19 protein-coding genes are annotated in these 22,931 nt (G+C 73.4%); 10 read left to right on the top strand and 9 right to left on the bottom strand.

Annotated elements, in window-relative coordinates:
* Nucleotides 1–12 precede the first annotated feature (12 nt).
* The 5 genes from ACFYVJ_RS23825 to ACFYVJ_RS23805 all read left to right on the top strand — a co-directional run bounded on the left by ACFYVJ_RS23825 (nt 13) and on the right by ACFYVJ_RS23805 (nt 6,101).
* Nucleotides 13–1,350 carry a hypothetical protein gene (locus tag ACFYVJ_RS23825; RefSeq protein WP_388894841.1) on the top strand — a complete coding sequence of 446 codons (1,338 nt, stop codon included), beginning with the start codon at nt 13–15 and terminating at the stop codon, nt 1,348–1,350.
* An 18-nt stretch (nt 1,351–1,368) separates the two neighbouring features.
* Nucleotides 1,369–2,709, top strand: coding sequence for a UDP-glucose dehydrogenase family protein (locus tag ACFYVJ_RS23820; protein WP_388894838.1), 1,341 nt, complete (start codon nt 1,369–1,371; stop codon nt 2,707–2,709).
* A 55-nt stretch (nt 2,710–2,764) separates the two neighbouring features.
* On the top strand, nt 2,765–4,198 hold the full coding sequence (locus ACFYVJ_RS23815; protein WP_388894836.1) for a polysaccharide pyruvyl transferase family protein: 1,434 nt from the start codon (nt 2,765–2,767) through the stop codon (nt 4,196–4,198).
* Nucleotides 4,198–5,286, top strand: a complete 1,089-nt coding sequence (locus tag ACFYVJ_RS23810; RefSeq protein ID WP_388894834.1) for a hypothetical protein — start codon at nt 4,198–4,200, stop codon at nt 5,284–5,286. Before ACFYVJ_RS23815 ends, ACFYVJ_RS23810 begins: the two co-directional genes overlap by 1 nt.
* A gap of 83 nt (nt 5,287–5,369) precedes the next feature.
* Nucleotides 5,370–6,101 (top strand): MBL fold metallo-hydrolase, encoded by a 732-nt coding sequence (locus ACFYVJ_RS23805; RefSeq protein ID WP_388894832.1) that lies wholly within the window; start codon nt 5,370–5,372, stop codon nt 6,099–6,101.
* An 11-nt stretch (nt 6,102–6,112) separates the two neighbouring features.
* Here the strand turns inward: ACFYVJ_RS23805 and ACFYVJ_RS23800 are convergent, their stop codons facing one another.
* The 5 genes from ACFYVJ_RS23800 to ACFYVJ_RS23780 all read right to left on the bottom strand — a co-directional run bounded on the left by ACFYVJ_RS23800 (nt 6,113) and on the right by ACFYVJ_RS23780 (nt 11,767).
* The gene (locus ACFYVJ_RS23800; RefSeq protein WP_388895059.1) at nt 6,113–6,697 is read right to left on the bottom strand and encodes a TetR/AcrR family transcriptional regulator; all 585 of its coding nucleotides are present in this window, start codon (nt 6,695–6,697) and stop codon (nt 6,113–6,115) included.
* A gap of 41 nt (nt 6,698–6,738) precedes the next feature.
* Entirely contained in the window at nt 6,739–8,022 is a 1,284-nt protein-coding gene (locus ACFYVJ_RS23795; RefSeq protein ID WP_388894830.1) for a hypothetical protein, read from the bottom strand.
* On the bottom strand, nt 8,022–8,510 hold the full coding sequence (locus ACFYVJ_RS23790) for a hypothetical protein (RefSeq protein ID WP_388894827.1): 489 nt from the start codon (nt 8,508–8,510) through the stop codon (nt 8,022–8,024). Before ACFYVJ_RS23790 ends, ACFYVJ_RS23795 begins: the two co-directional genes overlap by 1 nt.
* Nucleotides 8,507–10,753, bottom strand: a complete 2,247-nt coding sequence (locus ACFYVJ_RS23785) for a right-handed parallel beta-helix repeat-containing protein (protein ID WP_388894824.1) — start codon at nt 10,751–10,753, stop codon at nt 8,507–8,509. Before ACFYVJ_RS23785 ends, ACFYVJ_RS23790 begins: the two co-directional genes overlap by 4 nt.
* Nucleotides 10,754–10,864: 111 nt before the next feature.
* Nucleotides 10,865–11,767 (bottom strand): lysozyme, encoded by a 903-nt coding sequence (locus ACFYVJ_RS23780; protein WP_388894821.1) that lies wholly within the window; start codon nt 11,765–11,767, stop codon nt 10,865–10,867.
* Between the two features lie 425 nt (nt 11,768–12,192).
* Between ACFYVJ_RS23780 and ACFYVJ_RS23775 the strand changes: the two genes are divergently transcribed.
* A complete protein-coding gene (locus ACFYVJ_RS23775) occupies nt 12,193–12,693 on the top strand; it encodes an HAD domain-containing protein (RefSeq protein WP_388894818.1) in 501 nt (166 codons plus the stop codon).
* Nucleotides 12,694–12,730: 37 nt separating this feature from the next.
* On the opposite strand, the gene ACFYVJ_RS23770 is transcribed toward ACFYVJ_RS23775, so the two are convergent.
* Genes ACFYVJ_RS23770 through ACFYVJ_RS23760 form a run of 3 tightly spaced genes read right to left on the bottom strand, consistent with a single transcriptional unit; the run spans nt 12,731 to nt 17,869 of the window.
* Nucleotides 12,731–14,587, bottom strand: coding sequence for an ABC transporter ATP-binding protein (locus ACFYVJ_RS23770; protein WP_388894815.1), 1,857 nt, complete (start codon nt 14,585–14,587; stop codon nt 12,731–12,733).
* Nucleotides 14,584–16,539 (bottom strand): ABC transporter ATP-binding protein, encoded by a 1,956-nt coding sequence (locus ACFYVJ_RS23765; RefSeq protein WP_388894812.1) that lies wholly within the window; start codon nt 16,537–16,539, stop codon nt 14,584–14,586. Before ACFYVJ_RS23765 ends, ACFYVJ_RS23770 begins: the two co-directional genes overlap by 4 nt.
* Nucleotides 16,540–16,573: 34 nt before the next feature.
* The gene (locus tag ACFYVJ_RS23760; RefSeq protein WP_388895056.1) at nt 16,574–17,869 is read right to left on the bottom strand and encodes an MFS transporter; all 1,296 of its coding nucleotides are present in this window, start codon (nt 17,867–17,869) and stop codon (nt 16,574–16,576) included.
* Between the two features lie 332 nt (nt 17,870–18,201).
* Between ACFYVJ_RS23760 and ACFYVJ_RS23755 the strand changes: the two genes are divergently transcribed.
* From ACFYVJ_RS23755 to ACFYVJ_RS23740, 4 genes are all read left to right on the top strand, one after another.
* Nucleotides 18,202–19,440, top strand: coding sequence for an Ig-like domain-containing protein (locus tag ACFYVJ_RS23755; protein WP_388894809.1), 1,239 nt, complete (start codon nt 18,202–18,204; stop codon nt 19,438–19,440).
* Nucleotides 19,441–19,555: 115 nt separating this feature from the next.
* Nucleotides 19,556–20,323, top strand: coding sequence for an enoyl-CoA hydratase/isomerase family protein (locus ACFYVJ_RS23750; protein ID WP_388894805.1), 768 nt, complete (start codon nt 19,556–19,558; stop codon nt 20,321–20,323).
* 294 nt (nt 20,324–20,617) lie between these two features.
* Entirely contained in the window at nt 20,618–21,202 is a 585-nt protein-coding gene (locus ACFYVJ_RS23745; protein ID WP_388894802.1) for an ATP-binding protein, read from the top strand.
* A gap of 576 nt (nt 21,203–21,778) precedes the next feature.
* On the top strand, nt 21,779–22,249 hold the full coding sequence (locus ACFYVJ_RS23740; RefSeq protein WP_388894799.1) for a PaaI family thioesterase: 471 nt from the start codon (nt 21,779–21,781) through the stop codon (nt 22,247–22,249).
* Between the two features lie 22 nt (nt 22,250–22,271).
* On the opposite strand, the gene ACFYVJ_RS23735 is transcribed toward ACFYVJ_RS23740, so the two are convergent.
* Complete coding sequence (locus tag ACFYVJ_RS23735) at nt 22,272–22,844, bottom strand: TIGR03086 family metal-binding protein (protein ID WP_388894796.1); 573 nt, start codon at nt 22,842–22,844, stop codon at nt 22,272–22,274.
* Nucleotides 22,845–22,931: the final 87 nt, after the last annotated feature.

Raw genomic sequence — 22,931 nt, 5'->3', positions numbered from 1 at the left:
GAAGGACTTCTGATGCCGACGCAGCCAACGCCGCCGTCGCTGGTGCCCACGGTGCCGCGCGGCGGGCGCCTCCTCCACATAGGTCCGCACAAGACCGGCACTACCGCGCTGCAGGGCGCGTTCCACAGCGCGCGTGACCGGCTGCCCGCCTACGACGTGGTCTACGCCGGCAGCAAGCGGCAGCCGGTCGCGGCGGCGCTCGCCAAGATCGGGGTCGAGTTCCCGGGGCCCGCGGGCACGCCCGTACGCGAAGAGCTCGACGTGTTCCTGCAGCGCGACCGGCCCGGCATGGAGCGCTGGCGGCGGCTGGTGCAGCAGGTCGAGCAGGCCGCCGACCGGCGCACGGTCATCAGCACCGAGTACTTCTCCAACGCCGGTGACGACGCCGCCCGCGACGTCGTCGCGGAACTCGGCGGCGGCGGACGGGTGCACGTGGTCGTCACGCTGCGGCCGCTGCTGAAGATCCTGCCGTCGCAGTGGCAGCAGTACGTGCGCAACGGGCTGCGCTCGTCGTACGAGGACTGGCTGGAGGCCATGTTCCACCGGGAGCCGTGTATCGAGCCGACGCCCAGCTTCTGGCGTCGGCACCGGCACGACGAGCTGATCGCCCGCTGGGCGGCGGCCGCGGGCCCGGAGAACCTGACCGTCCTGGTGCAGGACGAGTCCGACCAGCAGATGCAGCTCCGCGTCTTCGAGGAGTTCGCCGGGCTGCCGGCCGGGTTCCTCGTCTACGACGAGCGGGACAACCGGTCGATGACCCACGGCGAGGCCGAGCTGGTCCGGCTGCTCAACGTGGAGTCGCACCGCCGCGGCTGGTCCGTGGAGCGGCACGGCAAGGTCGTACGCGCCGGGGCGCTGCGCCGGATGCGCGACAAGTACCAGCCCGGCCGCGACGAGGCGCGCGTCACCACCCCCGAGTGGGCGGTGGCCGAGGCGACCGAGCTGGCCGAGGAGATGACCGCCGCCATCGCCGCGCTCGGCGTCAACATCGTCGGCGACCTGGCGTCGCTGGCGAAGCGGCCGAGCGCGCCGGCCGCGCCGCCGGCCGAGGCGACGATCCCCGCGGCCGCCGCGGCGCAGGCCGTCATCGGCGCACTGCTCGCGCAGTCCTCGCTCGACACCAGGACCGCCGCCGAAGCGGCCGCGCACGATAGCAAGGCCGCCGCGGCGGCGAAGGACGCCACCGGGCCGAACTCCTCCGGGTCCGGCGCGTCCACCGCCACCGGGACGGCCGCCACCACCCCCACGCCCGAGCCGGCGCCCGCCGACGCCTCCGCCGGAGGCCGGGGCGGCGCCACCAACCCGCTGCGGAGCGCCGCCAGGCGCGGCCTTCGCCGTATCCGCCGATAACCAGAAGGACCTGCACGGATGTCGTTGAGAATCACTGTGATCGGCACCGGCTACCTCGGTGCCACGCACGCCGCCGCGATGGCGGAGCTGGGCTTCGAGGTGCTCGGCCTGGACGTCGTCAAGGAGAAGGTCGAGCTGCTGTCGGCGGGCAGAGTGCCGATGTACGAGCCGGGCCTTGAGGACCTGCTGCGCAAGCACGTCGCGGGGGTCGAGGGCGCGACGGGGCGGCTGCGCTTCACCACGGACTGGGACGAGGTGGCCGCCTTCGGTGACGTGCACTTCGTGTGTGTGAACACGCCGCAGAAGCAGGGCGAGTACGGCTGCGACATGAGCTATGTCGACGCCGCGATCGACACCCTGGCGCCGCGGCTCGACCGGCCCTGTCTGGTGGTCGGGAAGTCGACGGTGCCGGTGGGCTCCGCGGCCCGGCTGGCGCGCCGGCTGGCCGAACTGGCGCCGGCGGGCGAGCAGGCCGAGCTGGCCTGGAACCCGGAGTTCCTGCGCGAGGGCTTCGCCGTCGAGGACACCCTGCGCCCCGACCGCGTCGTCGTCGGCGTCGCGAGCGAGCGCGCCGAGGAACTGCTGCGCGAGGTGTACGCGGGGCCGGTCGGCGACGGCACCCCGTTCGTGGTCGCCGACTACCCGACCGCCGAGCTGGTGAAGACCTCGGCCAACGCCTTCCTCGCGACCAAGATCTCGTTCATCAACGCCATGGCGGAGATATGCGAGGCGGCGGGCGGCGACGTGGTCAAGCTGGCCGAGGCGATCGGCTACGACGACCGGATCGGGAAGAAGTTCCTGCGTGCCGGGATCGGCTTCGGCGGTGGCTGCCTGCCCAAGGATATCCGGGCGTTCATGGCCCGTGCCGGTGAACTCGGTGTCGACCAGGCGCTGACGTTCCTGCGCGAGGTCGACTCGATCAACATGCGCCGCCGCGCCCACATGGTCGAACTCGCCCGCGAAGCCTGCGGCGGGACCTTCCTGGGCCGGCGGATCGGCGTCCTGGGCGCCGCGTTCAAGCCCGACTCCGACGATGTGCGCGATTCCCCCGCGCTCAACGTCGCCGGGCAGATCCACCTCCAGGGCGGCCAGGTCACCGTCTACGACCCGAAGGGCATGGACAACGCCCGCCGGGAGTTCCCCACGCTGCGCTACGCGGACTCCGCCGAGGACGCGGTCGGCAGCGCCGACGTCGTGCTGCACCTCACCGAATGGAGCGAGTTCCGCAACCTCGACCCGCGCCGGCTCGCCCGCGCCGCAGCCACCGCGCACCTCATCGACGGCCGCAACACCCTGGACCCGGCGCCCTGGCGCGCCGCGGGCTGGACCTTCCGCGCCATCGGCCGTCCCGCGCTCTGAAGTCTTCTCCCGCACCACTCCGCAGCACCCCCACACGAACGGAACCACCCCCACCATGAAGCGCCTTCTCATCCGCTCTGGTAAGAGCCCCTTCCACATCCCGACGACGACGGAGGTCATCCAGCAGGACCTGATCGGCACCAACTCCGGGAACCTGCTCTTCAGCGACGCAGTCCACAAACTGCTCCTGACCCCGGACACCGAGGTCACGTCCAACGGCATCAAGACGGACTACTCCCCGGAGCGTGCCGCCCGGATAAACGAGGAGTACGACGCCTTCGTCGTGCCGCTCGCCAACGCCTTCCGGCCGTCGTTCGAAGCCTCGCTCAACCGGCTCACCCGGCTCATCGAGCAACTGACCATCCCCGTCGTCGTCATCGGCGTCGGCGCCCAGGTCGCCGCGGACTACGACACCGAGCGGCTCAAGGCCATCGAGCCGTCGGTGAAGAAGTTCATGAAGGCGGTGCTCAAGCGGTCCGCGTCGGTGGGCGTACGCGGCGAGCTGACCGCCGGCTACCTGAACGAACTCGGCTTCAAGGACGTCGACATCATCGGCTGCCCGTCGATGTTCCTCTACGGCGACACCTTCCCCGAGATCCGCAAGACCGACGCGGGCATCACCGACGCCTCCCGGATCGCGATCAACGTCTCCCCGGACGCCGTCCGCGTCGGCCCCATCGCGGAGATCGCGCAGCGCGCGTACGAGCGCTTCGACGACCTCGTGTACTACGCGCAGAACCTCACCGACGCCGAACTGCTGCTCTGGGGCGACACGTCGGTGGAGAAGGGGCTGACGCCCGAGTTGCCGACCGCCGGCGCGCACGGCCTGCTGCGCGACGACAAGACGCGGGTGCCCACCGACCCGTACGGCTGGATGGCCGAGCTGCGCGAGCGCGACTTCGCCTTCGGCACCCGCATCCACGGCAACATCGCCGCGCTGCTCGCCGGCACCCCCGCCGTCGTGCTCGTCCACGACTCGCGCACCCTGGAGCTCTGCCGCTACTTCGGCATCCCGCACGAGATGCTGGCCGACCAGCCCGCCGACATGGACCCGGCCAAGGTGTACGAGAACGCCGACTTCTCGGGGCTGCACACCGGCCACCGGGAGCGCTGGGACCGCTTCGTCCAGTTCCTCGACCGCAACGACCTGCAGAACACCTACTCCCACGGCGACGACGGCGCCGCGTTCGAGAAGCGCATGGCCGAACTCGACCTGCCGCCCTCGATCCGGAGCTGGGACGGTTCCGACGACGGCGCCTACGCCTACCGCTTCGCGTGGCTGCACGAGCGGGCGGACATCGCCCGCAAGCGGCTGGACGGCGCGGTGCGCCGCGCCACGGAGCTGAAGGAGCGCAACGAGGAGCTGGCCGGCGAGGTCGAGCGGCTGGAGAAGCGGCTCGCCGGTCTCGAGCGGCGCGTCACCGCCATGGACAAGCGGCCGATGGCGCGGCTCGGCGGGGTCTTCAAGGGCCGGGGCGGGCGGGGCTGATGGCACAGCGGCAGGGCGCGCTCCCGCCGGGTACCCGGCTGGTGCACATCGGGCCGCACAAGACCGGCACCACGACGCTGCAGGGGGCGTTCCACCGCAGCCGGCGCGCGCTGGCCGCGCACGGCGTCCGGTACGCCGGCGCCTCCCGGCAGCCCGCGCACGCCGCCGCCGCGATCGCCGGCGGGACCCCCGTGCACAGCCTGGAGGCGCCGAGCATGGCGCACTGGGAGAAGCTGTGCGCGGAGGTCGCCGGCGCGGGGCGGCGGCGCCGGGTCGTCGTCAGCAGCGAGCGCTTCGCCAACGCGGACGCCGCCGCGGTGCGCGCGGTGGTCGACGGGCTCGGCGGGGAGCGGGTGCACGTCGTCGTGACGCTGCGGCCGCTGGTGAAGATCCTGCCCTCGCAGTGGCAGGAGTACATCAAGTCCGGCCACCAGCACACGTACGAGAAGTGGCTCGACGGCATGCTGCGCAGACCGCCGTACCGGAAGCCGACGCCGTCGTTCTGGCGGCGGCACCGGCACGACGAGCTGGTGGCGCGCTGGGCGGACGCCGTCGGTGCGGACCGCCTCACGGTGGTCGTCGTCGACCAGGCAGAACCGCTGGCGCACCTGCGCGCGTTCGAAGGGCTGCTGGGGCTGCCGGACGGGGTGCTGGAGCCGGAGCAGGACGGGTTCACCAACCGCTCGCTGACCGCCGGGGAGGTGGAGGTGCTGCGGCTCGTGAACAGGGAGCTGGCCAGGGCCGAACGCCCCGCCACGGAACGCAAGCTGGTGCGCGAGGCCCTGGTGCGCTGCCTGCGCGGGGCGCACGTGCCGAAGGACCCCGCCGAGCGGATCGCCACGCCCGCGTGGGCGCGGCGGGCGGCGGCGGAGGTCAGCGCGGAGATGGTCGCGGGGATCAGGAAGTCGGGCGTCCGGGTGGTGGGGGACCTGGACACGCTGGTGCCGGAGCACCCCGCCGGGGACCCGGCGGGGTCCGCCGGGGCCGCAGGGCCGGGGGACTCCGCCGCCGCGGAGCCGTCGTTGCCGGTGGCCGCGGCGTACGCGGCGGTGACGGGGGCGCTGCTGGCGGCGGCCGAGGCTCCGTAGCCCCGGGGCCCGCGGGCGCGGCCCGGCATATAGTCCGGGTCCCGGGCCTGTCGGCGCCGGGGCGGCGAGAGGGAGGCGGGCACATGGCGGCAGCGGTGCCGGGGCTGGTGCGGATCACGGACCGGGTGTGGTGGTGGCCGCACCACCCGGACCCGGACCGGGTGCGGGCGGGCGTCGGGGTGATCGCGGGCGACGACGGCTGTCTGCTCGTCGACGCCGGCCACAGCCCCGCGCTGGCCCGCCGGATCCGCAACGCCCTCGGCGGCGCGGGCCTGCCCAAGGCGCGGGCCCTCGTCTACACCCACCACCACTGGGACCACGTCTGGGGCGCGCAGGAGTGGGCCGTGCCGGTGACCGCGCACGAGCTGACGGCGGACGCCCTGCGCACGGAGGCGGAGAAGCCGTGGTCGGAGGCGTACGTACGGGCCGAGATGGCCCGTGACCCGCGACTGGCCCCGAGCTACGCGGCGCGCCTGCGGGCCATGGCGGAGGACGGCTGGGACGCGTTCCGCATCGTGCCGCCCGCCGCGACGTTCACCGGCCGGCACGTGATCCGGCTCGGCGGCGTGACGGCCGAACTGCGGCACGTCGGCGGAGGGCACGCGGCGGACTCGACGGTGGTCGGGGTGCCGTCGGAGGGCGTGCTGTTCGTGGGCGACTGCTACTACCCGCCCCCGCACCACCTGCGGGAGGAGGGGGCGGGCCCGGACCTGGCGCTGGCGCGGGAGCTGGTGGGCGGCGCGTACGACTGGTACGTGGAGAGCCACGAGGCGCCGCGCCGCCGGAAGGAGGCGGAGGCGGCCCTGGGAGGCTGACCCCGCCCTCCTCAGTCCAGCGTGCGCGACAGATACGCGTGCAGCAGCGTCCGGGTCTCCGCCAGCAGTTCCGCGTCACCCTCCGGGTCGGCGCGGAAGGCGAGTTGGAGCAGGGCGTCGGCCGCCTCGACGGCCACCAGGCACGACCGCTGGAGCGACGGCGTCACCGGCAGGGACAGCCGCTCCGCGAGGATGTCGCAGAGCCGGGCCGCGACCGGGTCGTTGGCCTCGAAGTCCACCTGCGCGAAGCCCGGGACCGTCCGCATCATCGCGACGTACTCCGCCAGCATCGAGTCCAGGATGCGCCGCCAGCCGGCCTGCGCGGGCTCGGCGGCCAGCCGGCGGGTGACGCGGGCGGTGAAGTCGTCGAGGTTGCGGGCGGCGAGCGCGTCGGCGAGCGCGCGCTTGTTGGGGAAGAAGCGGTACACCGAGCCGATGGGCACGCCGGCGCGGTCGGCGACGGCGCTGGTCGTCAGGCCCTCGTAGCCGGTCTCGTCGAGGAGTTCCGCGCAGGCGTCGAGGATCCGGGCCAGCCGCTCGGCGCTGCGCTGCTGGACGGGGGTACGGCGGAGGGAGGGGGTGCTCACGCCGTCCATGGTGCCGGACCGCTCCGCCGCCGCGCCGCCCGGCCGCACGGTCACGCCGCCAGCAGCAGGGTCAGGCCGCCGACCGTGTAGCAGACCATCAGCGCGAGCAGCGGCAGTTGGCCCGCGACCGCGCGGGCGGGCGGGAAGAGGCGGACGGCGCGGTCGTGGGCCGCTATGACGCCCAGGACATGGCCGGTGACGACGGCGGTGACCTGGAGCGCGGCGAGGCCGCCGGGATCGAGCGGGGGGTCGGCCGGGGCCGGATCGTCAGTGCCGGCTGCGAGGGCGACGGTACGGGGGCCCTCGGTGACGAAGAGCGTGAAGTAGTGGGCGACGAGGTAGCCGAGCGCGATCGGCAGGAGGGAGTGGGCGAAGGCACCCAGCGGATGGGCGAGCCGGCCGGAGACCAGGCGGACGGCCGCCGCGCAGCCGGCGTACAGGACGGCGACGAGGGCGACGGCGGCGAGCAGGCCGAGGGTGGCGGTGGCGGTGCGGCCGAGGGAGGAGGTCTGCAGGGTGCCGATCCAGGAGGGCGCGGCGGAGAAGCCGTCGTAGGCGGTGGAGCCGAGGAGCACGCACAGGACGGCGGTCAGCCCGGGGAGGGCGGGGGTGGCGTCGAGTCCGGCGAGGGGGGAGCGCAGCACGAGCACGCCGTCGACGGGGCGGCGTCCGACGGGGGCGAGCCGGGCGAGCAGCGCGCTGTACGCCTCGAAGGGGTCGCACTGCGCGAACCACCGGTCGCCGTAGACGGCCGCGCCGGTGAGCTGGACGGCGGCGTGGGCGGCGAGGAACGCCGACAGGGCGGCGGTGGCGGCCGGTTCCGGCGCGGCCAGCTCCAGCCAGGTGAACGCCAGCAGCCCGGCGGCGGCGGGCCGGTGGCCGAGCCGGGCGGGCAGCGGGCGTCCTGCGGCGGGGTCGCGGCCCAGGGCGCGGCAGGCCAGGGCGTGGAGCGTACGGAGCGGGTTGAGCAGGCGCCAGACGGGGCCGAGGAGGAGGGAGGCGGGGACGAGGCCGACCCAGAGGAGCACGTAGACCGCGCCCGGCGCGGGGTTGCGGGCGGGGTCGTCGGGGCCGAGGAGCAGGTGGCCGGCGACGAACGCGGCGGCGGCGAGCCCGGCGCCCGCGGCGGTGCGGCGCAGCGCGGGCGCGGCGGCGAGGCGCTGCACGGCGCGGGGCAGGGGGCGGCCCGCGGTGGCGCCGGCGTAGCGGGGTTCCGGCCAGAGGAGGCCGAGCGCGAGGAAGGAGACGAGCAGGGCGGCGAAGCCGCCGGCGTAGGCGTAGAAGGCGGGTATCGGCAGGTCCTGGGTGCCGCCGACGCCGTGGGCGAGCGGCATCAGCGCACCATGAGCTGGGTGAGGACGAGGCCGGAGCCGTGCGTCTCGACGTCGAACACCCCGGCGCGGTCCGCGGTGAACGCCAGCTCGGCGGCCTCGCCGGCGCGGAGTTCCGCGGTCTTGTCGTAGCCGTGGACGTGGAGTTCGTCGTCGGTGTCGCCGGTGACGCGGAGGGTCACGCGCTCGCCCAGTCCCACCTCCACCCGGCCGGGCGCGGGGACGACCTCGCCGTCCCGTACGGCGATCTCCACGACGGTGCCTGCGCCCGTACCGGCGCCCGCGTCGGAGCCGTTGGCGCTCCGGTCGGGCACGTCGGTGGCGGGCGGCACGGATCCGGTGGCGACCTCGTGGCCGGTGCCGGGCTTGTGGTGGGTGTCGCCGCGCGAACAGCCGGCACCGGCGAGCGCCACGAGCACGGCGGCGAGGAGGCCGAGCAGAGCGAGGCGGACGGCGGGGGAGGGGGCGGGAAAGGGAGTGCGGCGGCTCATGCGAGGCCGGCCTCCGGCGCCGGGCCGGCGGTCCCCGGCCGGGGACCGGGACCGGCCGCCGGGCGGCCTGGCTCCGGGTCAGCCGCGGGGCCCGTCGCGTTGCCCGCCGCCGGGCCCGTCTCGGGAGCCGCGTGCGGGTGCGCCGCGGGCTCCTTCGCGCGCTCCGATCCCGGACCCCCCGCCTCCTCCGCCGCCTCCTCCACCGCCGGGCCGGCCGCCGGGTCCGGCGCGGGTACGCGCCTGGCGACCGCTATCACCGTCCAGATCACCCACACCAGTCCCAGCAGCGTCCGCAGCCACGCCGGGCTCAGCGGTATCCACGGGATCAGCAGCACCGACTTGTCGAAGGCGTCCAGCAGCGTCAGCACGCCCATCGCCATCGTCACCCCCGTGAACCCGGGCCGCCCGCCCGCCAGTCGGGCCCGCAGCCGCAGCCCGGTCGCCGTCCACCACGCGCCGGTCAGCACCAGCGCGACGACCGGCACCCAGGTGTGCGCGTACGAACCCGCCGCCCCCACCACGTCGAGCACCAGCCCCGCCGCCCCCGCCACCGCGGCGCCCCCGGCCACCGCGTCGCGCCGCAGCAGCCGCCACCACAGCACCCCGCCGACCAGCCCCAGCACCACCGCCACGGCCAGCGCGATCTGCACCTCGATCCGCTCGATGCCCCGCGCCCCGTACCAGTCGCACCCCGCGGGCAGCTTCCGCGCCTGCACGTCGTACTCCGCGCACACCAGCAACTGCGCCAGCTTCACCGGCTCGCCGACGATCCGGTCGGAACCGCCCGACACGTCGCCGGGGCGCGAGCCGCACTCCGGCAGCGTGCGCGGGTTGCTCGCCCCCGCGTCGCCCTGCCAGCAGTTGCCCTCGCCCTGTCCGTCCCACCACACGTCCGTCTTGTTGGGCCGCTCGTTGCCCGCGCGGTCGACGCCGAGGTGGTTGCCGGCGTAGCGGTTGTGGTGCGAGGTGTCGAGCTGCTTGCCAGGCGATCCCTCGCCGCGGATGAACGCGGGCACGGCGTTGAGGTAGAACGCCGTGCGCTGGTGCCCGTAGATCCAGTTGTCCTGGTAGATGTTCCAGTTGCCGCCCGCGGTGATGATGCCGGTCCCGGGCGGCATGGATATCTGCGGGCAGACGACGCCCTGCTCGTAGCCGCGCTCCGCGGGCGGTTTGGCGCAGGTGCCGTCGGCGACGTACGGGTAGTAGTTCTGGTTGTTGTCGTGGATGAGGTTCCGCTCGAACTTCGCGTGGTTCTGCGGCAGTCCGGGGTGGCCGGGGAAGGCGCTGTCCATGGAGGCGCCGCCCATGTTGTGGTCGAACTCGTTGTCGTGGACCCAGACCGAGTCGCCCGCGGTGCCGGAGTAGCCGACCATGTTGTGGTGGCTGCGGCAGCCGGTGATCTCGATGGCGTAGCGGGGGACGTCGTAGCCGCGGCCGTCGTTGATGTCGGAGGCGCTGCCCGGGTAGATGCCGGAGTCTCCGTTGCCGTACGACTCGCAGTCGCGGTACAGGCCGTGGTCGGAGGCGAAGGTCAGGAAGCCGTACTCGTCGTTCCACCGGGTGAGCACGTCGTCGATGACGAAGCCGTCGGCGGCCAGCACGTACAGCGAGTTGAAGGTGGACCGCTGGGCGGTGAAGTTGCGGAAGTAGACGCCGTCGGCGGAGTCCGCGCGGATGACGTTGAGCTTGCGGTACTGGCCGTCGATGACGACGTCGCCGCGGTCGGCGCCGGTGCCCTCGATCTGCAGGTCCCGCTTGCCCATGATGGCGACGAGGTTCTGGTTGTGCGGGCAGCGCTCCTGCTGCGCGTACGACAGGATCTGGTACCCGAAGTCGGACCGCGGGGCCTTCAGCCGGGCGCAGGCCCCGGTGGGCTGCGGCCGGCTGGGCTCCTCCAGATAGACGCCCGGGAGTATGGCGATGGTCATACCGGACGCGTCGGCGGCGTCGACGGCCTCCTGCAGATGCTCGTAACCGCGGTCGCGGCAGCGCTCGTACAGCCGCAGGTTGCGCTCGCGCAGCGCGGTGGGGAAGTCCGCGACACGGGCCTCGAAGTCCGCCCGGTCCGGTTTGCAGACCAGCAGGTCGGGCTCCTCGTCGCGGTACGCCGGCACGCTGCCGGTGCCGTCGGGGAACTCGACCGGGCGCTCCTCGTGCGCGGCGGCGGGGGCGGCGGTGAGGAGCAGCGCGCCCAGCGCGACGAGCGGGAGAAGGGCCGTTCGGACCTTACGCGTCCACGACATGGCGGAAGAGTAGAGCAATTTTCATCTTCTGTGACCCCCGGGCGCGGGGGCCCGTGCGGAAGGGGCCGGCCGTAGCCCCGGCCGGCCCCTTCGTCGCATGATGTCCCCGGGTTACGCGGTGTTGTTGGCCAGCGCCAGCAGCCGGGCGCGGGTGCCGTTGAACTTGTCCCGGTCGACGTTGCCGGAGATGCCGGCGACCCGCCCGGTGCTGGTGTACTGCCACACCGTGTAGAAGGGGAAGCCGTTCGGGATCGACGGGCTGTGCGCGGAGGTCCAGTGCGCGACCCACAGCGGGCTGCGCGAGGCCATGCCGTTCCAGCCTCCGGTGCAACTGTTCCACCAGCTCGGGCTGGTGTAGATGACGACGTCACGGCTGGTCCGCGCCTTGTACGTGTTGTAGAAGTCGAGGATCCAGTTGCGCATCGCGGTCTGGGAGAGCCCGTAGCAGGCCGCGCCCGAGGGGTTGTTCTCGATGTCCAGCACGCCGGGCAGGGTGAGGTTGTCCCGGGACCAGGCGCCGCCGTTGGAGGCGAAGAAGTTGGCCTGGGCCGCGCCGCTGGAGGAGTCCGGCCGGGCGAAGTGGTAGGCGCCGCGGATGACGCCGGCGCGGTAGGCGGCCGGGTAGTTGGTGTTGAACGAGGGGTCCTTGTAGGTGGTGCCCTCGGTCGCCTTCATCCAGGCGAACTGGATGCCGGCGTTGCGCACCGACGTCCAGTTGATGCTGCCCTGCCAGTGCGAGACGTCGATCCCCTGCACACCGGTGGTGTGGTCCATCGGGCTGACGTCGGGCGACGACTGATCCGCGGTCACGCCCATGCCCATGTAGGCGTGGCCCAGCGGCACGGGGTTCTTCTTCTTGGCGTCGCTGTCGGCGGCCGGTGAGGACGCGGCCGACGGGGCGGTGAGCCCCGCGACCAGGGCGAGGGATGCGCCCAGGACGACGGCGGCGCCGGCGCGGGTGCGGCCGGCGCGGCGGGAGAAGAGGCGGTGGGTGAGTGATTTGTGCAGGTGCATCGCGGCCTCCTGGCACTCGTGTGCTCTGTGGGGGTGGGGAGAGGCGGTGCTGGGTGCTGCTTGGTGTACGAACAGACCGGCATTTCTGATGCGTACACGACAAGAGTGACGCATAGGAACGCCTGCCTGAGAAGGGGGGACCGCCACCCTTTATGGTCCAGTCCAGTGACGCGTGCGCTGAGCTGCGGTTACCGGAGTGGAAATCGTCAACTTTCATGGTGTGAAAGCCGAAACGAAGAATAGCATTCCGGTCACGGAGCGTGCCAGACTAGACACGCTGTGCACCCCCACGGTCATCGGCTCCCGCCGCCGATCGAACCGCGCACCCCACCGCACCCGTTGACCCCGGGGCGCCCCACCACTCCCACCGGCCGCCGTCCCGGCCCCCGGATCCGGGCCTCGGCCACGGCCGTTACCGTGCGGCTGTGACCGATTCCGTACGCCCCCTGATCTTCCTCGACGTCGACGGACCGCTCATCCCCTTCGGCCCCACATGGCACGGCCGACCCGGCGGTACGGCACACCGCACGCCCGACACCGGAAACCCCCTGCTGACCCGGGTCGAACCGGCGGACGGGCCGCGGCTGGCGGCGCTGCCGTGCGAACTCGTCTGGGCCACGACCTGGCAGGCCGACGCCAACGAGAGCGTCGCGCCCCTCCTCGGCCTGCCGGACCTGCCCGTGGTCGGCATCCCCGAGCACGACGACCGGGAAGAGCCCGGCGGCCTGCACTGGAAGACCCCGCTCCTCGTCGACTGGGCGGCCGGCCGCCCGTTCGCCTGGGTCGACGACGAGATCTCCGAAGCCGACCGCCGCTGGGTGGGTGATCACCATCCGGAGCGGGCCCTGCTGCACCGTGTCGACCCCGGGCGGGGGCTCACCGATGCAGACTTCGCCGCTCTCGACGCCTGGCTGCGCGGGCTCTAGGCCGGGGCCCGTACGAAGGTGCCCGTGCCGCCGGGGGTCAGAGCGTGCTGTCCTGCCAGGCCCGGTGGAGGGCCGCGAAGCGGCCGCGGTCGGCTATCAGGGTGGCGGGCGGGCCGTCCTCCACGATGCGGCCCTCGGACATCACCAGGACCCGGTCCGCGATCTCCACCGTCGACAGGCGGTGGGCGATGACCACCGCCGTGCGACCCTGCAGGACCGTCTGCATCGCCTCCTGCACCGCCTGTTCGCCCGGGATGTCCAGCGACGACGTGGCCTCGTCGAGGATCACCACCGCCGGGTCCGCCAGCAGCGCGCGGGCGAACGCGACCAACTGGCGCTGGCCCGCCGAGATGCGGCCGCCGCGTTTGCGTACGTCCGTGTCGTAGCCGTCCGGGAGCGCCGTGATGAACGCGTGGGCGCCCAGCGCCTTCGCCGCCGCCTCGATCTCCTCGCGGGTCGCGTCCGGGCGGCCGATCGCGATGTTCTCCGCCACCGTGCCCGAGAACAGGAACGCCTCCTGCGTGACCATCACCACCCCGCGCCGCAGCTCCGCGTTCGCGATCTCCCGCAGGTCCACCCCGTCCAGCAGCACCCGGCCCGCGCTCGGGTCGTAGAACCGCGCCAGCAGCTTGGCCAGCGTCGACTTCCCCGCCCCCGTCGAGCCGACGACCGCGACCGTCTGCCCCGCCGGCACCGTCAGGTCGAAGCGGGGCAGCACCTCGCCGCCCGTACGGTACGAGAAGCCGACCCCCTCGAAGCGCACCTCCCGGCCCGGCAGCTCCTCCCGCCGCGCCGGCAGCGGCCGCGGCTCCGCCGGCTCCGCCACCCCAGGCCGCTGCGCCAGCAGCCCGGCGATCTTCTGCAGCGACGCCGCCGCCGACTGGTAGGAGTTGAGGAACATCCCGAGCCGGTCGATCGGGTCGTACAGCCGCCGCAGATACAGCACCGCCGCGGCCAGCACCCCCAGCGCGAGGTCGTCCTCCGCCACCCGGTACGCGCCCCACAGCACGATCGCCGCCACGAAGAAGTTCGCGGTCAGCCGGGAGGAGACCACGTAACGCGCCATCTCCAGGATGGAGTCGCCGTTGACCCGCTCGTGGTGCCCGTTGAGCCGGTCGAAGTCCTCGTCGTTCGCGCGCTCCCGGCGGAACGCCTGGACCGGCCGGATGCCGTTCATCGTTTCGACGAACTTCACGATCACCTGAGCGATCGCCGTCGACCGTTTGGTGTAGATCTTGATCGAACGCCGCTGGAAGTTGCGGATCAGCAGGTACAGCGGCACGAACGACAGCAGCGCCGCCCCGCCGAGACCCAGGTCCAGCCAGAGCAGCAGCGCGGAGATGTACACGACCTGGAGCACCACGACGATCAGCTCCTGCAGCCCCTCGCTCAGCAGCTCGCGCAGCGACTCCACGTCGCTGGTGGAGCGGGAGATGAGCCGTCCCGAGGTGTAGCGGTCGTGGAAGTCGACGTCGAGGGCCTGCGCGTGGCGGAAGATGCGGCCCCGCAGGTCGAGCAGCACGTCCTGGTTGATGCGCGCGGCGGCCCGTACGAAGGTGTGCTGGAGCAGCCCGGAGGCCACCGCGCAGACCGCGTACGCGATGCCCACGGCGATCAGCGGGCCGTGGTCGTCGCGCCGCAGCGCGGGCACCGCGTGGTCGATGGCGTACGCGACCAGCAGCGGACCTGCTTGCACCGCGGCCTGCTGGAGCAGGATCAGCACGGTCGCGGCGGCGACCCGGCGGCGGTGCGGCGCGAGCAGCGAGCGCAGCAGGGTGCGCGAGGCGCCCTCGGGCGCGGGCAGCAGGTCCTGGTCGAACGGGTCGGTCCGCGGGCGCGGGCGGTCGTCGTCCGGCTCCTCGCCGCCGGGTCTCTCGGTGACCGTCGCCGTCATCGCCGCTCCCCCTCGTCGCCGTGCGCGGCACCGGCCGCGCCGTCCGTCCGCTCCTCCGGTACGCCCGCCATCAGCGCGCGGTACTCCGCGCTGCCGTGCAGGAGTTCGTCGTGCGTGCCGACCGCCGCGATCCGGCCGCCGGACAGCAGCGCCACCCGGTCGGCGAGCAGCACCGTCGACGGCCGGTGCGCGACCACCAGCGCCGTGGTCGTCGCCAGCACCCGCCGCAGCGCGGCTTCGACCAGCGCCTCGGTGTGCACGTCGAGCGCGGAGAGCGGATCGTCGAGCACGAGGAAGCGCGGCCGGCCGACGATCGCCCGCGCCAGCGCGAGGCGCTGCCGCTGGCCGCCGGAGAGGCTGAGGCCCTGCTCGCCGACTTCCGTGCGGTGGCCGTCCGGCAGCCGGTGCACGAAGTCGGCCTGCGCGACGTCCAACGCCCGCAGCAGATCGTGCTCTTCCGCCTCGTACGAGCCCATGAGCACGTTCTCGCCGGCGGTCGCGGAGAAGAGCGTCGGCTCCTCGAACGCGACGGCGACCAGCGCGCGCAGCTCGTCGCGGGGGAGGTCGGTGATGTCGCGGCCGTCGAGGCTGATGCGGCCCGCGGTCGGGTCGTACAGCCGCGGGACGAGCGCCGTGAGGGTCGTCTTGCCGCAGCCGGTGGCGCCGACGAGGGCGAGGGTCTCGCCGGAGCGCACGTGCAGGTCGACGCCGTCGAGTACGGGCGCGGTGCCGGGGCCGGCGTCGGGGTGGCGGAAGACGACGCCGGTGAAGCGGATGCCGTCCGCGGCTTCCGGCGGCGGCGCGGTGCGCTGCGCGGGCACGGCGGCGGGGGAAACGGCAGGCGGCACAGGTGCCGCGGCGGACTTGCGGTCCGCCGCGTCCGCCTCCGGCTCGTCCAGCACCTCGAAGTAGCGGTCTGCCGCGGTCGCCGCCTCGTTGCACATCGCCAGCAGGAACCCGATCGACTCCACCGGCCAGCGCAGCGCCATCGCCGTCGACAGGAACGCCACCAGCGTCCCCGCCGACAGGTCGCCGTCCGCGACCTGCATGGTGCCCAGCACCAGCGCCGCGCCGATCGCCAGCTCCGGCAGCGTCATGATCAGCGCCCAGATCCCGGCCAGCAGCCGCGCCTTGTGCAGTTCGGTGCCGCGCAGTTCGTGGGTCAGCCGGCGGAACGCCTGCGCCTGGCTGCGGTGCCGGCCGAAGCCCTTGACGATGCGGATGCCGAGCACCGCCTCCTCGACCACCGTCGTCAGGTCGCCGACCTGGTCCTGCGCCCGGCGGGCGGCGCCGAAGAAGCGCCGCTCGAACGCCGAGCAGAGCGCCACCAGCGGGATCACCGGCGCCAGCAGCACGAGGCCGAGCGTCCACTCCTGCGCCAGCAGGACCGCGCAGCCGACCGCGATGGTCGTGCCGTTGACGACCAGGAACGTCAGCGGGAAGGCCAGGAACATCCGGATGAGCTGGAGGTCCGTCGTGCCGCGGGAGAGCAGTTGTCCTGAGGCCCAGCGGTCGTGGAAGGAGACCGGAAGCCGCTGCAGGTGCCGGTACAGGCTCGCCCGCATGGCCGCCTCCACGCCGGCCAGCGGGCGAGCCACCAGCCAGCGGCGGAAGCCGAACAGCGCCGCCTCGGCGATGCCGAGCGCCAGGATCAGCAGGCCGCCCAGCCACACGCCCGCCGAGTCGCGGTCGGCCACCGGGCCGTCCACGAGCCACTTGAGCACCAGGGGGATCACGAGCCCGATACAGGAGGCGACGATCGCCACCCCGGCCGCCGAGAACAGCCGCACCCGCACCGGGCGGACGTACGGCCACAGCCGCACCAGCGAGCGCACCGCGGAGCGGTCCTCCTCGCCGCCCGCGGGCGGTCCTTCGAGGTCGGGGCCGGTACCGGCGGCGGTCGGGGAGTCGGCGGGCTCGGGCTCTTCGGTGCGTATGGCGGCTGCAGGCATCGCCCCCGAGCCTACGTAAGGGCAGGCTAACCGCTCACCCTGTTTTCCCTTCTCCTGACCTGTCGGTCATGCGCGCATGCGTCCACCGGGTGTCTGCTTTGGCGGGATCTTTGCGTACGCGGTCCACCCTGCGCAGGTTGCGTATCGCCGGTACGGCGAGCAGCGCGCACGCCGTCAGCACCGCCAGCACCCCGTTGAACACCAGCACCGCGTGCGCGCCGAACGCCCCCGCGGCCGGCCCGGCGAGCGCGTTGCCGACCGGCAGCATGGCGATGGAGCCGGCGATCTCGTAGGCGTTCACCCGGCTCAGCGCCGCGGGCGGCACCTGCGTCTGGACGCTCGTCGCCCACATCACGCCCCAGAACGCGAGTGCCGCCCCGGCCACCGCCATCGCCCCGGCGATCGCCGGCACCGGCAGCCCGAGCCCCACCGCCGCCGGCTGGGCGCCGAAGCCGAGCGCCGCGATCGCCCCGGCGCGCAGCGGGCGCGCCGGGCGCAGCCGCATCGCGACCAGCCCGCCGACGACCATCCCGGCGCCCATCACGGAGTTGACGACGCCGTACGCCCCGGCCCCGTACTCCCCGACCACCTCCGCCGCCACCAGCGGCACCGTCGGGCCCCAGGAGCCGATCATGAAGACCATCCACACCGCGATGACCGCCCACATCCAGGTGCGGGACGAGAACTCGCGCCAGCCCTCCGCCAGATCGGCAAGGAACGCCCGTCCGCGCCCGCCCTTCGGCGGCGGCGGGGGCGGCGCGTCGTCCGCCGGGCGCGGCGGCAGCCGCAGCAGCGCCAGGCACAGGGCGCTCACGGCGTACGTCGCGGCGTGCGCGGCGTAGACGCCGCCGGGCGAGGTGACGCCGACCAGCGCGCCCGCCGCGGCGGGGCCGGCGAGCGTCATCGCCGACTCGGCCGTACGGATCGAGGCGTTGGCGCCCTGCACGTCGTCGGCGATCCGCGGGATGATGCCGGCGACCCCCGGCTGGAACATCGCGGCCGCGGTGCCGTTCAGCGCGGACAGCGCGCAGACCTGCCAGAGCACGACGTCGCCGGAGAGGAAGAGCCCGGCCATCGCCACCTGCGTGCCGACCCGGGCGAGGTCGGCGCCGATCATCACGGCGCGGGCGTTGAACCGGTCAGCGAACACCCCGCCGAAGATGACGAATCCGGCGAAGCACGCCGTCATCGACGCCATCGCCAGGCCGACCGCCCCGGCGCCGTAGCCGTGCATGATCAGCCCGGCGGCGAGCGCGACGGGCGCCATCATGTCGCCGAGCCTGGCGATCCCGCGGGCGACGAAGAAGAGGCCGAACTCGCGGCTGCGCAGGGGCCGCCGGGGCAGCTCCGGCGGGCCGTCGTGCGGCGGCGCGGGGGGTTCCGGCGGGCGGGCGCTCCCGGCCGGGTCCTGTGGGCGGGGGGACGGGGGCGGGGAAGAGGCGGAAGAGGAGGTCATCGGGTTGCAGTGTCACCCGGCGGCTCCCGGGGCGCCACCGGATTACCGCGCGGCAAGCGCCTTTGGAGCGCGTACCAGTTGGGACCGAACGGTGACAATCGTGCGGCGTCACAACTCCGTGGCTGGGGATACCTTGAACGCAAAGGCGCGCATGGACCACGCGCGGGGGACTTCTGGCTCGGTGTGGCCGAGGGGAGAATACGGCGTTGAAGGTGGAGCGGATACGAAGGGGACGTACCCGGCACAGCCTGTCGGCGCTGCTGACCGGAGCCGTGCTCGTCGTGGTGACGGCGTGCGGCGGCTCCGACGGCGGGGACGGCGACGGGGGCAAGGGCGGTTCCGGGGGTTCCGGCTCGGGCGGCGAGGAGCAGAAGGTCTCGCGGGCCGTCGTCGAGATCACGCCGAAGGACGGCGCCGACGCGGTCGGCACCCAGGGCGACCTGAAGGTGACCGCGGACAAGGGCAAGCTCGTCTCCGTGAAGGTGGCGGACGAGAAGGGCGCCGAGGTCAAGGGCGAGATCTCGAAGGATGGCGCCGTCTGGAAGCCGGCCGGCCACCTGCGTACCCAGACCAAGTACAAGGTGCACGCCGTCGCGCAGGACTCCGAGGGGCTGGAGTCCGCCAAGGACACCACTTTCACCACCGTCGTGCCGGAGAACACCTTCATCGGCCACTTCACGCCCGAGGACGGCAGCACCGTCGGCGTCGGCATGCCGGTGTCGCTCAACTTCAACCAGCCGATCTCGAACATGAAGGAGGTCGAGGAGGCCATCGAGGTCACCGCCGACCCCGACGTGGAGATCGAGGGCCACTGGTTCGGCAACCAGCGGCTGGACTTCCGCCCCGAGGAGTACTGGGAGCCCGGCACGGACGTGACGCTCAGCCTGCGCCTCGACGGCGTCGAGGGCGCGGACGGCGTCTACGGCGAGCAGCACAAGGACGTCGGCTTCGAGATCGGCCGCCGCCAGGTGAGCACGGTCGACGCCGACAGCAAGAAGATGAAGGTCGAGCGCAACGGCAAGAACATCAAGACCATCCCGGTCACCACGGGCGCGCCGTCCACGCCGACCTGGAACGGCAAGATGGTGATCACCGAGCAGCTCGAGGTCACCAGGATGGACGGCGACACGGTCGGCTTCGGCGGCGAGTACGACATCAAGGACGTACCGCACGCGCAGCGCCTCTCCACCTCCGGCACCTTCATCCACGGCAACTACTGGTCGGGACAGGCCACGTTCGGCTCGGCCAACGCCAGCCACGGCTGCATCGGCCTGTACGACGCCCGCGGCGGCGGCGACAAGTCGACGCCCGGCTCCTGGTTCTTCCGCAACTCCCTCATCGGTGACGTGGTCGAGGTCAAGAACGCCAAGGACGAGGTCATCGCCCCGGACAACGGCCTGAACGGCTGGAACATGTCCTGGGAGGAGTGGACCGCACCGCAGTGACGGACGAGAGCGATCGCCGCGCCGCCGGATGATCCGGACGGACGGCACTCGGGGCCCGGTGTGTGAGCAAGCGCACCGGGCCCCGCGGCGTTAATGAGCGCTAACGTGTGGTGGCATGACTGCATACCTGGAGGTCGCCGAGGGCGTCGGTACGCTGCGCCTGGACCGCCCGCCCATGAACGCCCTGGACATCGCCGTCCAGGACCGTATCCGCGAACTCGCCGCCGAGGCGGCCGGCCGTGACGACGTGCGCGCCCTGGTGGTGTGGGGCGGCGAGAAGGTCTTCGCCGCCGGCGCCGACATCAAGGAGATGCAGGCGATGGACCACGCGGCCATGGTCGCGCGGAGCCGCGGTCTGCAGGAGTCGTTCACGGCGCTGGCGCGGGTGCCGAAGCCGGTCGTCGCCGCGGTCAACGGGTACGCCCTGGGCGGCGGCTGCGAGCTGGCGCTCTGCGCCGACATCCGGATCGCGGGCGAGGGCGCGAAGCTGGGCCAGCCGGAGATCCTGCTCGGGCTGATCCCGGGCGCGGGCGGCACGCAGCGGCTCGCCCGGCTGGTCGGGCCCTCGCGGGCCAAGGACATGATCTTCACCGGCCGGATGGTCAAGGCCGCGGAGGCGCTGACGATCGGTCTGGTGGACCGGGTGGTGCCGGACGCGGAGGTGTACGAGCAGGCGCACGCCTGGGCGGCGCGGCTCGCCAAGGGGCCCGCCATGGCGCTGCGGGCGGCGAAGGAGTCGGTGGACCACGGTCTGGAGACGGACCTGGAGACGGGGCTGGCGCTGGAGCGGAGCTGGTTCGCGGGACTGTTCGCGACCGAGGACCGGGAGACCGGGATGCGCAGCTTCGTGGAGCAGGGCCCGGGGAAGGCGGAGTTCCGCTGAGCCGGCCCGCCGGCGCCCGCCAGGCGGGTGCCGCCGCCCCGGGCGCCCGGCGACGCTCCGTGACCACTACCCCCGCCCGGGGGTAGTGGACGCCGGAAGCAAGACTTCGGTGATTCGGGCGTTTTGGGGTCCGGCGGCGGCCGGGCACCGGGGAGTTTACGCAGTTCAGCGGGGTGGGGCCGAGGCCACGTAGCTCTGGCATATGCCTGAGAGCGCTCACGGAATGTAGGCTTCCGCAGGACTTGTTGGCGCGGAAATGCTCCCAAAGACGTCCGCCCGCGCCATCATGAGGCCATGGCGGGCCTCGAGGACATCCAGCAACTCCACCGGGACGAGCCGGCACATCCGGAGACCCTCGCCGTACGGCGGTCGCGCAGGAAGCTGCTGCGGCCGCTGCCCTCGCCCGCCTACCGGCGCTTCCCCACCGCGGCCCCCGCCGACGGTGCTTCGGGCACCGCCGCGCCGGGACCGATGGAGCACTGGGGCAACCCCGCGGTCGGCGAGGTGCGGCTGCCGTCGCGGCCGGAGTCCGCCGGGGCCGCCCGCCGGCTCGCCGAGGCGGTCGTCGTGCGGCACTGGGGCATGTCGCCGGGGTTGGCCGAGCACGCCGTGCTGCTGGTCTCGGAGCTCGTCGGCAACGCCGTACGGCACACCGGGGCGCGCACGTTCGGGCTGCGCATGTCGCGGGGGCGCGGCCGGATCCGCATCGAGGTGCGCGACCCCTCGCGCGCGCTGCCGTGCCTGATGCCCGTACGCGACATGGACACCAGCGGCCGCGGGCTGTTCCTCATCGACCAGGTCGCCGACCGCTGGGGCGTGGACCTGCTGCCCCGCGGCAAGTGCACCTGGGTCGAACTCCGCGAACCCGAGCGCGGCTAGGGCGTGTGCCAGAAGTCGCCGGTGCGGGTGGCCGGGCCAGGCGGAGCCGGGTGGGCGACGGCCGGGAGCCAGGTCCAGCGGTCCGCTGCGGGATCGTGGCACCATGTACGGCATGACGACCAACCGAAAGGTCCATGCCGCGTAGACGGCCAGGACGCATCCGGGCCGGAATCCCGGACCGGCATGAGCCACAGAACTCGAGGCCGGCCATCGACCGCCTCTCCCCGCGAGCACTGTCCGAGATCGTTCGCCTTGAACGCACGCGGAACTACCTTCGGCCGGGGGACACCAGCGCGGCACTGCGCCTCTGGCGGGACTACGTCCATCGCCCGGAGCGCGAGCTCTGGCACGACGACGAGTTCGGCAACGTGCACTGGTATTGCTGCGGCAACCCACTCGAAGCCCGCGACCTGCTCGGCGGCGTGATCCGGGCAATGTCGCCTCGCGGAGCCCGCGAACTCCGCAAGATCATCGAAGAGCTCGACGCCTTCATGGGCCCGCCCTGCCCGGCTACAGACCGCCCAGGGCAAAGAACAAGCTAGGGGCGCGGCGCAACAGCCGTTACCGTGGGGTCACATGACGGACCTCGGGATCGACTTCGCGCAGAAGGTGCTCGACGAGCAGCCGTTCAGCCGGCTGCTCGGCGCGCGGATCACCGCGTTCGCGGACGGTGCCGCGACGCTGGAGGTGGACATCCGCGACGACCTGCGGCAGCAGTTCGGCTACGCGCACGGCGGGCTGCTCGCCTACGCCGCCGACAACGCGCTGACCTTCGCCGCCGGCACGGTCCTCGGCCCCGCGGTCCTCACCGGCGGCTTCTCCGTGCAGTACCTGCGCCCGGCGCGGGACGGCACCCTGCGGGCCGAGGCGTACGTGGTGCACGCGGGCCGGCGCCAGGCCGTCTGCCGCTGCGACATCTACGCGGTGGGGCCGGCCACCGGGGACACCGCGGACACCCGGGCCGCCGCGGACGGTGAGCGCGGTCCCGAGCTGTGTGCGGTGGCGCAGGGCACGATCCTCACCGCCCCGCAGCGCACGGACACGTAGCCCCGCCGCAGGGCCCCGCGGCTCAGGCGCGGCGCCCGGTCAGCCCCAGCAGCCGCGTCTGCGCGTCCGCGTCCGGCGGCACCGGCACCGGGGCGGCGAAGAGCCCGCTGGCCGCCAGCATCCGGGCCTGCGGCTCCACCTGGGCCAGCGCGAACTCCGCCAGCTCCGCGGGCAGTACGTCGTCGGCTTCGATGCCCCGGGCCAGATCCCAGGAGTGCACGATCGCGTCCACGGCCATCTCCAGGCAGTACGACTCCGCGGAGCTGTCCCCGTAGCTCAGGTGCACCCTGCGGGCCAGGGCGAGCGGTTCCGCGAAGGCGGCGCGGGCCTCGGCGGAGGCGCCGTCCCAGACCTCCACCGGATCGTCGCCGAGCTGGTCGCCCTCGTATTCGTCGCCCACCCCCTCGACCCTGTCGCCGGAGAGCAGCGGCGGCACCCACAACTGCTCGACGGTCATGTGGTTGACGAGATCCCGCACACTCCACTCCGTACACGGCGTGGCCGCACCCCACTGGTCGGGACCGACCTGGTGGACGTGCCGGGTGAACTGATCGAGCGCGGCGGCGTGCAGGGCCAGGGTCTCGTTCTCTGCCATATGCCCACGGTAAGGGCGCATCCCGGCCGCCCGCCCGCCGAGCGGGACCCCCGCCGCGGGCCCGGCGGCCGGGAGCCTCGCCGGTGT

The sequence above is a fragment of the Streptomyces sp. NPDC004134 genome (assembly GCF_042874195.1).
Lineage (GTDB): Bacteria > Actinomycetota > Actinomycetes > Streptomycetales > Streptomycetaceae > Streptomyces.
Note: the sequence above shows the minus strand (reverse complement) of the source record. Positions and strands in the feature narration are given on the sequence as shown.